9 protein-coding genes and 2 pseudogenes are annotated in these 13812 nt (G+C 63.7%); 5 read left to right on the top strand and 6 right to left on the bottom strand.

Annotation, left to right across the window (positions count from 1 at the left end; genetic code table 11):
* Positions 1-207: 207 nt before the first annotated feature.
* Together P0D96_RS17285 and P0D96_RS17280 are read left to right on the top strand one after the other, a co-directional pair.
* Positions 208-1611, top strand: coding sequence for an aminotransferase-like domain-containing protein (locus P0D96_RS17285; RefSeq protein WP_408314492.1), 1404 nt, complete (start codon positions 208-210; stop codon positions 1609-1611).
* Positions 1612-1731: 120 nt separating this feature from the next.
* Positions 1732-2817 (top strand): TIGR03118 family protein, encoded by a 1086-nt coding sequence (locus P0D96_RS17280; RefSeq protein ID WP_408180943.1) that lies wholly within the window; start codon positions 1732-1734, stop codon positions 2815-2817.
* A gap of 52 nt (positions 2818-2869) precedes the next feature.
* Here the strand turns inward: P0D96_RS17280 and P0D96_RS17275 are convergent, their stop codons facing one another.
* The 3 genes from P0D96_RS17275 to P0D96_RS17265 form a co-directional block, all read right to left on the bottom strand.
* Positions 2870-3844, bottom strand: a complete 975-nt coding sequence (locus P0D96_RS17275) for a hypothetical protein (RefSeq protein ID WP_408314490.1) — start codon at positions 3842-3844, stop codon at positions 2870-2872.
* Positions 3845-4286: 442 nt separating this feature from the next.
* Entirely contained in the window at positions 4287-5651 is a 1365-nt protein-coding gene (locus P0D96_RS17270) for a sigma-54 dependent transcriptional regulator (RefSeq protein WP_408314488.1), read from the bottom strand.
* A gap of 266 nt (positions 5652-5917) precedes the next feature.
* Positions 5918-7081 carry an epoxide hydrolase family protein gene (locus P0D96_RS17265; RefSeq protein ID WP_408314486.1) on the bottom strand — a complete coding sequence of 388 codons (1164 nt, stop codon included), beginning with the start codon at positions 7079-7081 and terminating at the stop codon, positions 5918-5920.
* A 152-nt stretch (positions 7082-7233) separates the two neighbouring features.
* Between P0D96_RS17265 and P0D96_RS17260 the strand changes: the two are divergent.
* Positions 7234-7426: pseudogene (locus P0D96_RS17260) on the top strand (LrgB family protein); the annotation flags it as partial.
* Here the strand turns inward: P0D96_RS17260 and P0D96_RS48805 are convergent.
* Positions 7396-7939 (bottom strand): annotated as a pseudogene (locus P0D96_RS48805) (porin); the annotation flags it as partial. The pseudogenes P0D96_RS17260 and P0D96_RS48805 sit on opposite strands and share 31 nt — an antisense overlap.
* Before the next feature lie 134 nt (positions 7940-8073).
* Here P0D96_RS48805 and surE point away from each other — a divergent pair.
* A complete protein-coding gene (surE, locus tag P0D96_RS17250) occupies positions 8074-8853 on the top strand; it encodes a 5'/3'-nucleotidase SurE (RefSeq protein ID WP_408180948.1) in 780 nt (259 codons plus the stop codon).
* Positions 8854-8893: 40 nt separating this feature from the next.
* On the opposite strand, the gene P0D96_RS17245 is transcribed toward surE, so the two are convergent.
* Together P0D96_RS17245 and P0D96_RS17240 are read right to left on the bottom strand one after the other, a co-directional pair.
* Positions 8894-9850, bottom strand: coding sequence for a DUF4148 domain-containing protein (locus tag P0D96_RS17245; protein WP_408314484.1), 957 nt, complete (start codon positions 9848-9850; stop codon positions 8894-8896).
* Between the two features lie 221 nt (positions 9851-10071).
* On the bottom strand, positions 10072-10971 hold the full coding sequence (locus P0D96_RS17240; RefSeq protein WP_408314482.1) for a DMT family transporter: 900 nt from the start codon (positions 10969-10971) through the stop codon (positions 10072-10074).
* A 347-nt stretch (positions 10972-11318) separates the two neighbouring features.
* On the opposite strand from P0D96_RS17240, the gene P0D96_RS17235 reads away from it, so the two are divergent.
* Positions 11319-13625 carry a PA14 domain-containing protein gene (locus P0D96_RS17235; RefSeq protein WP_408180951.1) on the top strand — a complete coding sequence of 769 codons (2307 nt, stop codon included), beginning with the start codon at positions 11319-11321 and terminating at the stop codon, positions 13623-13625.
* The last annotated feature ends 187 nt before the right edge of the window (positions 13626-13812 follow it).

Raw genomic sequence — 13812 nt, 5'->3', positions numbered from 1 at the left:
ACACAATATTTTTTTGTGTGCAATTAAAACGCACATTGTGTGGCCCTGGCACTTTCCCTGGATTGCCGCGGGTCTGCTCTTTGCCAGCGCCCCGCGGCCGCGTGAGTAATCGGTTGAAGGCTTGCAGTCAGGCATGTCTGGTATAGAATCGGCAAACCTCCGCACAATTGCGGACAAAGCCGGTTTTGTATGGAGACACCTGATCTTATGGCTTCTGACAAAGACGCCGCCCGCTCCGCCTCTGGCGCCCCGGAGCAGGCGAAACGCTCCACCTATATCGAGGTGTCCAGTTCGATCGAGAACGAGATTCGCAGCGGTATCTATCCGCCCGGCAGCCGCCTGCCGCCGCAGCGGCAACTCGCCACCGAACTGGGCATCAACGTGTCGACGGTTTCGCGGGCGTACAAGGAGCTGCAGCTGCGCGGGCTGGTGATCGGCAGCAAACGGCGCGGCTCGCTCGTGACCGGCGGCGCGATGCCGAGCGTGGAGCCGGCGCAGGCCATGAGCAACGCGGCGATCGATCTGACCGTCAACCGTCCGGCCACGGGCGAGTTCCTGAACTGCCTCGCTCGCACGCTGGCCGAATTGCCGCGCGATCCGCGCTACCCGCAATTGCAGGAGTACCAGCCGCCGCAAGGGCCCGCGTGGGCACGCGTGGCCGGCGCGCGCTGGATGGCCGCGCCCGGGTTTCTGCCGTCGGCCGATCACGTGGTCGTCACGAGCGGCGCGCAGCATGGCTTGTATGCGGTGCTGAACAGCCTGATCGGCACCGACGGCGTGATTCTCGCCGATCAGCTCACTTACTACGGCCTCAAGGCGCTGGCGCCGGTGTTCCAGTTCGAGATCGTCGGTATTCCTAGCGATCGCGACGGGCTGCTGACCGACGAAGTGGAACGCGCCTGCCGGCGCATGCCGGTGAAGGCGATTTTCACGGTGCCGAATCTGCAGAACCCGACTGTCACGACCATGAGTCTCGAACGCCGCATGGCGCTCGTCGATATTGCACGCCGGCACAGCGTGGCGATCATCGAGGACGACGTGTACGGTCCGCTCGTCTCGCAACGTCTGCCGACGATCGCGAGCCTGTGTCCGGAACTCACCTTCCACCTCGCGGCGACCTCGAAAATCCTCGCCCCCGGCCTGCGGCTCGGCTATCTGCTGAGCCCGCCGGACAGCGCCGCGCTATGCGCGGAAGCCGTCCGCACGACGGCATGGATGCCCGCGCCGATGTCGATGCTGATCGCGTCGATCTGGATCGAGGACGGCACCGCGCGCCACATCATGGACGCGCAGCTCGCCGAGATTCGCGCGCGCCAGGACCTCGCGCGCGAGCTGTTGCCGCAGGAGTTGCTGCAGACCGATCCGGCCTGCATGTTCGTGTGGCTCAAGTTGCCGCCGCCGTGGCGCGCTGACGACTTCGCGGCCAATGCGAAGGCGCGTGGCGTCGTGGTGATGCCGTCGTCGGCGTTTGCCGTGGACCGGTCGGAGATCGAGCACGGGGTGCGGATCAACCTCGCCTGTGCGACCAGCCGCGATCAGCTCGTGAGCGCGCTGCGGCTGTTGACCGGCACGCTCAAGGATCGTCCGCGCGCGCTGTTCGGCACGATATGACGCGCCGCCCAACTGACCGCCCGACACGGGTCGAAAAAACATCTTTGCCGAAGGAATAAAGCCGCCACGCCACGCGTTCAATAGGCGCAATGATCATTGGTCTCTCAGAGAGGTGCGGCCATGAAATCTGTGCTTAAGTCATTGGGCATCGTCGTGGGCGGCGCAGCATTGGTGGGTCTTATCGCAGCGTGCGGCGGTTCCGATTCGGTCAATAACCAATCGTTTACGTCGACGGCACTCGTATCGGACGGCGCGGTCGCGGCGGCGCATACGGACCCGAATCTGAAAAACGCGTGGGGCGTTGCGTTCAATCCGAAGGGTTTCGTCTGGGTAGCGGACAACGCCACCTCGCTGGCGACACTCTATGACGGCAACGGCACGCCACAATCGCTTGTCGTCAGCATTCCGAATGGAGTCAACGGGCCGGCGAATCCGACCGGCATCGTGTTCAACGGCACGACGGACTTCGTCGTGACCCAAGGCGGCAAATCGGGCGTAGGCGCATTCATCTTTGCCGGCGAAGGCGGCACGATTACCGCGTGGGCGCCGGCCGTTGCGCCCACCACCGCCTTCGTCGTATTCGACAGCGGCAGCAGCGCCGCGGTCTACAAGGGCCTTGCGCTGGCCAGCAACGGCGGCGCCAACTTCCTCTACGCCACCGACTTTCACAACAACAGAGTCGACGTCTTCGACAAGAACTTCGCGAAGGTTTCAACACCGGGCAAGTTTCAGGACACGTCGCTTCCGGCAGGCTTTGCGCCGTTCGGCATTCAGGCAATCGGCGCGAAGCTCTTCGTGACCTACGCGAAACAGGATGCGGAGGCGCACGACAACGTCGACGGCGCCGGCCTCGGCTTCGTCGATGTCTTCGATACCGCGGGCAACCTCCTGCAGCGTTTTGCCTCGGGGGGCGTGCTGAATGCGCCGTGGGGCGTCACGCAGGCGCCGGCCAATTTTGGACGGTTCAGCGGCGACGTGCTGATCGGCAACTTCGGTGACGGCACGATCAACGCCTTCGATCCGGCGAGCGGCCAGTCGCTCGGCGCCATCAATCTGCCCGACAACACTTCGTTCGTGCAGGACGGCCTGTGGGGGATCGCGTTCGGCAATGGACTCAGCAATCAGCCGGTGAACACGCTGTTTTTCGCCGCAGGGCCGAATGACGAAGCGAACGGCGTCTATGGTCGTATCGACGTGAAAATGTGACGAGCGGAGGCGCGGTGCGGCGCTCACCGTAATGCGTATGTGACTGACGCGGCTAGCTCTTCACGCCGCGCAGCGCACACGCGGACAGCATCGCGAGCCGCTCCGCGCTCAGCATCCTCGCGATCCGCTTGACCGCGTGGCGCACGCGCCCACGCAGGTGCGCCACGCGCATGTGGCGCCAGAAACGATCCGGCGCGAAATCGTCGAAACGCGCTTCTCTTTCGAGCAGTGCCTTGCCGCCAGGCAAATGAACGAACGAACAGCAGCGGAACCAGCGCAAGTCGCGATAGTTGTTGCCGGGCCAATGGCGCCCTACCGCCTGATACGCGCCGACTTCGATCAGCACCTGTCCTTCGTCGCTGAGCGCATTGAGCGCGGCCGAGATGAACGCTTCGTCGCCGTGATGCCTCAGGTGCTCGCTTTCGCTGAGATAGCGCGCGTAACTGGCTCGCGCGCGCGGCACCAGACGGCGCAGCGAAGCGGGTGTCGCGAGTAGAAATTCGCCGCCGTACCAGCGCGGATTCATCAAGCGCTGGTCCGCAACGATCTCCAGATCCGCGACCACGCGTTCGCTGCCGTAGGCCGGAAACACCTGATCCGAAATATCGAATACGCCGAGGCCGGCTTGCGCGCATCGTTCGATCAGATCGTGATCGAGCGGCAGCAGCGCCACCATATCGGCGTCGAGCAACAACATCGTCGTGTCGGCGGGCAAGGTCTCCGCCACCTGGTCCATCAGATCGAGTTTGAAATGCGCGGCGTAGAACGGCGTGTTCTTCGGCAACTCGATCGTTGCGGCGAGAGGCGTCACTGCCGGACGATGCTCGGTCGGCATGCCCGTGAGCCGGCGCCCGACCAGGTCCGGCGCGTTAGTCATGATGGTCAAGGTCGGCATGCCCACGCGCCGCAAGCTGTTATTCAGGCAGATCGCCTGGCTCACATACGAGAGCGGATCGCGACTCGTCGAGTTGGGCCCCGGTTTCGCATCGACATCGACATAAACGAGAGTGCACGGAAAAAGATTCACATTGCTCCTCGGCACGCGTGAGCGACAGATCGCCTTTTGAGCGCTGCCGTTACTGTCGGAGGTGGATCCACATGTTCTTGCCTGGGGCTCGGAAGCCCCCACAAGGTGCGCGGCATTTGAAATTGCGACTCGTGCCATCGTGGCGTCACATTCGAGCCGGGCACGCTGATCTGCGGCGATGGAGTCGGATGAACCGGGGCGCAGGCATCAGGTATGGTCTATCGTTTCACGTCCTTGCATTGCCTTTCCGCCAAAACGCAGAGAGACATGACGTGGTGAGTGTCGCAGGTTCATGTGGACCATCGGCATCGCGCAATAATTGCGGATGCGTTATTAAGGCAGCGAAGAACTTACTTGTGAGCGATTCCGTCGATGTGCTGACGATTGGCAGACACGTCATTTGCGTACCCGGGCGCTCGCAACTTTACGACAGACGACAGCGTTATTCCGCCGCATCCGGTTCATCTCCGTAACGCATGCCATGTGATGTGAGCAGACGGTAAAGCGTGGTGCGTGAGATGCTGAGTTCGCGCGCGGCATCGCCGGGGCGGCCGCGATGACGTAGCAGTGCGAGTTCGATCGCCTGCCGCTCGGCGGTTTCGCGTGCCTGAGCGAGCGTCACGGGTACGGCCGTGGTATAGCTCGACAGTTCCAGGTCGTCCGCCGTAATGGTGCGTGCCTCCGACATCACGACGGCGCGCCGAACCCGGTTGATCAGTTCCCGCACGTTGCCAGGCCAGTCATAGCGATGCATCGCCGTGATCGCGTCCGGTGCAAAGCCGTAGACGCGGCGGGTCGCGTCCTTGCGGTAACGGTCGAGCGTGTATAGCGCGAGCAATTCGATGTCCTTGCCGCGCGCGCGTAGCGGCGGCTCGTCGATCCTCAGTACGCACAGGCGGTGGTACAGGTCCGCGCGAAAGCGGCCGTCTTCGATCGCCGCTTCCATATCCACGTGAGTTGCGGAGATGATGCGTACGTCCACGTCGATCGAGCCACTGCCGCCCAAACGATTGATGGTGCTCTCCTGCAGAAACCGCAGCAGGCTCGACTGACTCTCGAACGGCAGATCGCCGATTTCGTCGAGAAACAGCGTGCCGCCATTCGCCGCTTCGACGCGACCGACCCGGCGTTGATTCGCGCCGGTGAATGCGCCGCGCTCGTAGCCGAACAACTCGGACTGCAACAACTGCGCCGGAATCGCGCCGCAATTGATGGCGACGAACGGTGCGTCACGGCGCGGCGAACGCGCGTGGATCGCCGCCGCGGTCAGTTCCTTGCCGGTGCCGGATTCGCCGGAGATGAAAACCGGCGCGTTGTTCGTCGCAACTTTGCGGATCGAGCGGTACAGCGCGAACATCGCGTCGCACGTGCCAATCATCTCGCCTTCAGCGGTGGACGTGTCGACAAAGGCCGGCTCGCCGAGCGAAATCATGCCGCAGGCGTGGCCCACGGTGTCGACGATCCGCTCATTCGCAGCGGGGAGCGTCACGTAGTCGAAACAGTAGTCGCGCACCAGCCGGCGCGTGCTTGCGTCGTCGAGGTACGGGGCGGCCGCCATCGCCACCCAGCCGATGTTCGGCATGGCGAGACACGCTTGCAGCGCGACAAGCTGACGTGGTTCGAACACGCTCGACAGATCGACGAGACCGCCGGCCAGCGAGCCGTCATGCGCGATTTGCCGAACCTCGCGCACCGAACCGATGACCTCGACGTCCCACTCGCGTTCCCGAAAGCTCGCCAGCAATCCCGGCACGGGATCGCGTGTGAGATAGATGACGCGCCGCGTAATGGCCTTCGTTTTCTGCATCGTCTTTTTTGCTTGTCCCTCAGCACCTGCCCTGAACCGTATGGCGAAGAGCGCCTCGACGCTTGTTGTGCGGGTGATCCGTGCCACCGCCCAATCATACGTGCTGACGCGAAGCTGAAAACACGGCCTGACCAAATTTAATGGTTGATCGAGATGACGAACAATGCAATGTCTTGTCTCATGGCGACACGCGGACTCGCCGAGCGTCGCGCCATCGACTAGATTCCCGACGCCAAACGTCACGGCAGCGTCGTGGCCGCGTTGAACTAGCGCCGCGGCTGCCGCAGCGGCCGAAAGAACTGGCGAATTTCGGCGGCGAGCAGATCGGGCTTTTCCATCGCGGCAAAATGTCCACCGGACGGCATGTCGGTCCATTGCAAGACATCAAAGGTTCTTTCGAGCCAACTGCGCGGCGGGTGATTGATCTCCTTCGGGAAGTGCGCGAAGCCGACGGGCGGCGCGACGCGTTGTCCTTCGGCAAAACGCATCGGTTGCAAGCGGTTTTCCCAGTACATCTGGATCGCTGGGCCAATGCACTGCGTGTACCAGTAGAGCGAAATGTTGGTGAGCAGTTCGTCTTTCGAAAACACACGCTCCACGTCGCCTTCGCAATCGCTCCACGCCCGAAATTTCTCGCCGATCCATGCAGCCAATCCCACCGGCGAATCGTTGAGCGACGCCGCGAGCGTCTGCGGCTTGGTGGTGTGCATGTGCGCATAACCGCCTTCGAGCGCGGCCCACTCGTTCTTCTCCCGCAGGAAATTTTCCTCGGCCGGCGTGAGCGGTTTCTGCGCCGCGCCGATGGCCGGCTCATACGAGCTCGGCAGGAAGTTGAGATGAATGCCGTCCACGGCTTGCGGATGCCGCGCGGCGAGCGCGATCGACACACCGGCGCCGAGGTCGCCGCCTTGCGCGCCGAAGCGCTGATAACCGAGCCCTTGCATCAGCGAGGCCCAAAGATCCGCCACCTGAAACGCGGACATGCCTGGCTGCGTGGGCGCCTGCGAAAACGCGAAGCCAGGCAGCGACGGCACGACGACATCGAACGCATCGGTTGGATCGCCACCGGATGCGGCCGGGTCGCACAAGCGGTCCAGCAAAGCGTGGAACTCGAAGAACGATCCGGGCCAGCCATGCGTGATCACGAGCGGATAAGGCGCTGGGCCTACGCCACGCCGATGGACGAAATGCACGCGCTGCCCCTGTACATCGGCGAGAAATTGCGGCTGCTGATTCAAGCCGCGCTCGGCCGCGCGCCAGTCGAAATGTTCGGCCCAATACGACGCCAACTCGCGCAGCCACGCGGAATCGGCGCCCTGTTGCCAGGCCGGCGACGGCGTCGCCGGCGCCCAGCGGGTCGCGCGAATACGGCGGCGAAGATCATCGATATCGTGATCGGCAATTGCAATCTGGAACGGTTGTGTCTGCATGGCAACTTGTCCGGTACGGGGTGTTGGTTGACGTGCGCAGCTACCTCTAACGGCAAAGTCCACGCTTAGCTCAGGCAGCGAGCAAGCACAAGGCAATCCGCATGGTACACAACGGCGCATTTTCTGTTCCGCGTTCTGGAGACCGCCATGCTTCAAGCGCTCGCTGCGCTGCCCGCTGCGGCGCATCGCATCAAACGATAGCGTCGCTCGCACCCAGATCGGCGACCCGCCGATCGCGATGGCGCTCGCTTCCGAGATTGGCGGCATTCCATGCTTGACCGCCGTGCTCGTCATTTCGACGGTGTATTCGGCGCGGTAGTTGACGCCCGCGCCATAGGTGCGTTGACGTGCCGCGTTGAAGGTGGAGTCGCCGCTCGCGACCGCGCCGCTGCTGTTGGTGCTCGAACCGCCGCCGTTCATCTGCAGGTAGCCTGCCGCGACCGCGACCTTCAGGCCGCCGAACACATACGATGCGCCGATGCTATACGCGCGACTGTCCGCGAAGCTCCCCGCCGCATTCGAGAAGCCATACAGCGCGCCGACCTTGAAGCCGCCGTAATCGACGGTCTGGAACTTGACGGCGTTGTTGATACGCACCGAGTTGTTCAGGTTGTCGTTGTCGTACGGATACGAGGCGAGCGTGCCGCCGTATTGCGTGCCGTTCAGCGCGAGCGGGCCGAGATAGTCGACCACGCTGTCGTACTGGCGGCCGAGCGTGACCGCGCCTTACTGGTCGTTCGACAGGCCGACGAATGCCTGGCGGCCGAACTCGCGGCTGTTCTGACCCAGCTTGCCGGTCGAGAGGTTGAAGCCGTTCTCGAGGACGAAGATCGCCTTCAGTCCGCTGCCCGGATCCTTCCGAGCCGCGCAGCGCGCAAAGCAAATTGATTCCGGCCTGAAAGGCGCTGCTCTGATTGCATCGAGGCACGCGAGAGCCGATGACTGGATAATGAGGCTTCCCTTCCCTTACCCACCGAGAGGAGTTTGCCGCGATGTCTGCCTATGAATCCAAAGTGCCGCGCGTACTGTTGACGAACGACGACGGTATCGACGCGCCCGGCCTCGCCGTGCTCGAAGCCGTTGCCGCCGAGCTCGCGCACGAAGTCTGGGTGGTCGCGCCCGAGCACGATCAGAGCGGCACGTCGCATTCGATCAGCCTGCATTCGCCGCTGCGCGTGAGCCGCCAGGGCGAGCGGCGTTTCGGCGTGGCCGGCACGCCCGGCGATTGCGTCGTGATGGGCGTGCGCCACCTGATGCGCGACACGCCGCCCACGCTGATTCTTTCCGGCATCAATCGCGGCGGCAATCTCGGCGTGGAAACGATGTTTTCGGGCACCGTCGGCGCCGCCATGACGGGCCTGTTGCTCGGCTTGCCGTCGTTCGCGCTGAGCCAGACTTTCAGCAACCGCGACAACGTGCGCTGGGACACCGCGCGTGCGCTCGCGCCGGGCGTGATCCGCCAGTTGCTCGCCATCGAGCGTGCCGCGCCCACCTGTCTGAACATCAACTTTCCCAATGTCGATGCGGCGCTTGCCGGTCCGCTCACGCCGACCCGCCAGGGCGTTGGACTCGTCGAAGATATCGACGTGTTGCCGCAAGTCGATCCGCGCGGCATGGCCTATCACTGGTTGCGCTTTCAACGCGGCACACGCGCGAACGATCCCGATAGCGAAACAGCCGTGGTGGCTTCGGGGCGCGTGTCAGTCACGCCGCTCGCCTTCGATCGCACCGACGAACCTACCTTCGCGCGGCTCGCGGCTTCGCTGAGTTAAGCCTCTGGTCAGCCTTTGCCGATCGCCAGTTTGCGCAGCCTCACGGACGCGGCGCGCCGGTGAGGCTCGGCGCCCCGCCTGGCCCCGCGGGATCGGGATTGCCGAACGCGGGAAGGCCGCCGGTCTCCCGGGCGCGGGCGAGCTCCGCGCGCACCTGCGAGCGTGTCTTCGGGCCGTCGTCCGTTTTCACCCCCGTGGCGGCGGACGGCGTGGACTGAACCAACGGCGGTGACGGCAGCGTGGCTTGCGTGGTCAGGTCGGCTTGCGGCAGCGCTGGCACTATTGATACCGCTGGCGGTTTTTGCTCCCGCTGTTGGACCGGCGGTGCCGGCACGCCGACGGGCGCGCTGCTCGTGCTCTGCATCACCTTGAGCCCGGTCTGAATCGACGCCGGTTGACTTGCCATAGCAGGTCCACCGGTAGCTGGCGTTCTCACGTCCGGCACGCTATTGCTGTCGAGGCGTGCCACCAGCTTGTCCAACGCCGCCTGACTCTTCGCATAACTCGATGAACGGTGCGTGCGCTCGCGGCCCTCACGCGACCGCGCATGTTTCGTCGAAGACATCCGTGCTGGCTTCGCGGCAGGTTGCGGCGTCTTCTCGACTTGCGCCGCGTTCACTGCACGCTGCTCGTTATCCGTGCGCGTCTGCACTTCCTTTTGCAGCGCGCGAACCTGATCGTCATCCTGATGGGCCGAATGGACCGCGTCCAATTGCGCCTGTGCGGCGGCAAGATCGTTGCGTTGCAGGCTATTGCGCGCCGCCTGCAGGCTGCCGGCCATCGCACTGCTCGAATCGCTGCGAGCGGTGACCGGACCGGATATGACCGCACCGCTGATGGTGTCGCCGCGCGTGCGGTAAGCCGGCGTGTCACCGCGCGCCGAGCCGAATTCGTCCGTCGACGTCCAGGGTTTGCTGGCGTGCGAAACATACGCGGCGATTGCAACAGCACTGACGACGAGGCCCGTGAGAACGATCTTCCTGGGTTCGCTATGCATGACGTCTCCCCCTTCCAGCCGTGGTACGTGCGCGTCCGCGGAATCAAGTCACGTACGATGTCGCACGCGAACTGGATGCGCCCATTTTCTATTTATATTCTTCAGGCGTCGAATCGTCCGATTGTGCCTGCCTCGTTGGCCGAAAAAGCCAGCTCCGAGGCACGCTTTCCGTTGGCGACTATTTGGAACTGCGAAGCAGTGCCGGAGCGCAGCGCGCACGCCTAGACGAGCGGCCCCTCTTCCTGCTTCCCACGCATCGCAACGGCAATCGAACTGCCGACAATCAACGCAATGCCGAGCAGCGACATGGCGCCGATCGTCTCGCCCCATGCCACATAGCCGAACAGTGCCGCCCACACGATGCTCGTGTAGTTGTACGGCGCGAGCGCGCCGGCGTCGGCCTGGCGAAACGCCATGGTCATCAGCAATTGTCCGGCGGTGGCGAAGCCACCCAGCAAGGCCATCACCGCAAGCGCATGGAGCGAAGGCGTGCGCCATGCGAAAAACAGCGACGCGCCGGTGACGATCGTGCCGATCACCGTGAAATACAGCACCGTGGTGCCCGAATCGTCGGAGGCGCGAATGCGCTTGATCTGAATGATCGATAGCGCGCCGAAGAAGGCGCTCGACATCAGCAGGACCGGACCGAGCCAGCTCGAATGCGAGCCGTCGGGGCGCACCACGAACAGCACGCCGACAAAGCCGACTGCCGCGGCCACGGCATCGCGCGGCTTCAGCGCCTCCTTCAGCAACAGCGGCGCGAGCACGATCACCAGCAAAGTTTCCGAGTAGACGATCGCCACCGCTTCGCTAAGCGGCATGTACGGCAAACCGGCGAAGAAGAGACCCGAGGCGCCGAGCAACGTCAGCGCGCGAATGGTCTGCCCGCGCACGTCCATATGCCTGATCCGCTCGACGATCGGCTTGCCGCGCAGGCACACCGCCACGGCGGGCAGCAGGCCAAACAGCATGCGGAAGAACGTCACCTCGTTAGCCGGATAAGCAAGCGCCACGGATTTGGCGAGCGCATCGACCAGCGCGAAACAGAACATCGACACGAGGATCAGCGCAACGCTGCGCAAGGGCGCGGCGCTCGTGCGGACAGCGGTGATGGGCGGCATGGAGTGTCCTGGGAGCGAGCAAAACGACGCTTCGCCCCGGTTTTGCGTGCCGGCTACGCGGCTCGCAATGTTGGAAAAACGGATTATGCCTGCGGCTCCGTGAAGGATCGACGGGCGCGCAAGACATTGACCCGGTCCGCCTCGCATTCGCCACCGGTTTCCACTTCGCCTAGCGCAATCTTTGCCGTTCAACAATTCGGGGTAAGTACGGATACAGGTCCGTCAAACTAATAATATTATTCATATCTATTTCCATATTCATAAGGCTACGACTCACTGCCTCTAGCCCTATGCAGAATTAATAATAATTATGACCATCAATTAAGCGGGGACATCAGGAGATACAGGTGCGCAATTACCTTGTGCTTGCGGCGCTCGCCATGCTGGGCGCTTGCGGTGGCAATGACGGTTCGCCGAACGCGTCAGCGTCGGCGGACAAGCAGGTGGCCGCAGTCGATTCCTCTGCCGCTTCGGCAGCTTTGGCGGCCTCGGCGGCCGACACGGCCAACGTCGAAAGCGAATTCAAGGCCGCGAAGGCCATTCCGGTCGGCATGAAGACGACGACCCCGCCGCTCGTGATCGCCGACCCCACCCTCAACCTTCCGCCCTACACACCGCCGGCGCCCCCCGCGCCGGTCTCCACTACCACCCTTTCGTTCGGCGACCTCACGAACTACCTCGCGCCGGGATCGACCCAGGGCTGGGCGCCGGGCGCCACCAATTCCACCATCACCATTCCCGCACCGGCCACCAACGGCACCGGCGCGGGCGACAAAACGGTGGCGCTCGCCAGCACCTACGCGAGCGCGTCGTATGAAGCGGACGTGACGGTCAGCGCGCCGGTCGGCAGCGGCGCCGCGAACGCGGGCTTTATCGTGCGCGTCACGAACCCGACGGCCGGCGGCCCCGACAGCCTGACCGGCTACTTCATCGGCCTCGACACGGGTACGCATTCGTTGGTGGTCGGCCGTCAGAACAACAGTTGGACCAACTTCATCTCGTATCCGGTCAGCACGATCGTCGGCGGCAGCACGCACCATCTGAAGGTCACGACGAGCGGCACGGCCATCACCGTCGACCTCGACCAGCAGCGCGTGATCAGCGTGAACGACGCCACCAACGCCCTGCCCGCCGCCTTCCAGTCGGGCAGCTTCGGGCTGCGGCGCTTCGGCGTCGGCGCGACCTTCAGCAACATCACGATCCGCACGTATCCGACCGTGACATCGCCGAGCTACGATTTCTCGAAGGTGGTCGGCGCGGTCTACACGCCTTCCAACGCGGTGAACGCGATCGACTTCTGGGAGAACTACGATCCGGAGATCGTCAATCGCGAACTGACGTACGCGCAGACCTACGGCATGAACACAATCGCGGTCTATCTGCATTACCTGGTGTGGGCGAACGATCGTGTGGCATTCCTGAGCAAGTTCGAGAACCTGCTGAAAATCGCCGCGCGCCACGGCATCAAGGTCTCGCCGATCTTCTACGACGACTGCTGGAACCCGACGCCGCAATTCGGCCCGCAGCCGGCGCCGGTCTGGGGCGTGCACAACAGCCGGTGGGTGCAGTCGCCGGGTACGCCGGTGGAACAGGCGTATTTCCAGCCGACCGCGTCCAATTCCGCCATCACGTATAAGGCGAGTCTCGCGAGCTACATCACCGACTTCGTCGCGCCACACCGCAAGGACCCGCGCATCATCTTCTGGGAAACGATGAACGAACCCGGTTGCAGCGGCAATGGTGCATTGCAGGAAACCCGCGCGGCGCTGATGAACGATGCGCGCATCGCCATCCTGAACGCGGGCGCGACGCAGCCGATCAACGCGCCGCAAGTGCAGGAGGACGAAGGCACGTACTTCTCCGACTTCTATGCGTTCCATCCGTACGGCAACCCGTACACGGGTCCGGCGAACGGCAGCAATGTCAGCGCGCTGAATTCCGAAACGCTGCAACGCGGCTTCCCCGGCACCACGGGTCAAACCATGCCGGGCATCGTGTCGAACTACGGCGGCACGACGGGGTTCATCGTGTGGGAGCTGATGATCGGCCGCACCAACACGCGCTTCCACTGGGGCCAGGTGCCGGGCGCGCCCGCCACGATCGAACCGGCGACGCCCTTCCAGGGGACGATCTATCCGGACGGCCATCCGTGGCAGACCTCGGAGACGCAGGCGCTGACGGGTGGCTTCAACGTGAAGCTGCCGGTGCTGCAAGTCGGGTACTACAACGATCCGACGTTCGCGAGCGCGCCCGTCAAGACTTCGATTACGCCGTTGATCGACTTCGATCTGAACACCGAGCGCGGCACCGATTCGCCTGACGCCTCCGCGGGCATCAACGCGACTCACTACGGTGTGCGCTGGACCGGGGCGATCCAGGCGGCGCAGGACGGCCTCTATACGTTCTCGATCGACAGCGACAACGTTGCGCGCCTGTGGATCAACGGCGTTAAGATCATCGACAAAAAGACCTCGACGCAATCCACCGTAAGCGGCAAGACCTGGCTCGCCGCGAAGCAACGCGCGTCGATCAAGGTCGAGTATGTGCACGGCACCGGTGCGGCCAGCATGCATCTGCTGTGGTCGAACCCGGCGGCGAGCAATCCGAACACGCTGCGGATCGTGCCGTCCGATTCGCTCGTGACGTCGAACTAGAGGAAGTCGAACTCAGCGGGCCGGCAGCAAAAGTAAAACCGCCGGCGCGGCTGGTTGTGCAGTGCAGCGGCATGCGCATCTCGCGCATGCCGTTTGCATAGCCGTTTGTAACGCCCTGTAATTTGTGCGATGCTAGCCACGCCCTGGTCATCCCAAGAAGAAACCGTGGGCGCGAGGCAGACCAATC

Source organism: Paraburkholderia sp. RL17-347-BIC-D (assembly GCF_046027915.1).
Lineage (GTDB): Bacteria > Pseudomonadota > Gammaproteobacteria > Burkholderiales > Burkholderiaceae > Paraburkholderia.
The sequence above is the reverse complement of the archived record's forward strand: the minus strand, read 5'-3'. Positions and strand labels throughout refer to the sequence as shown.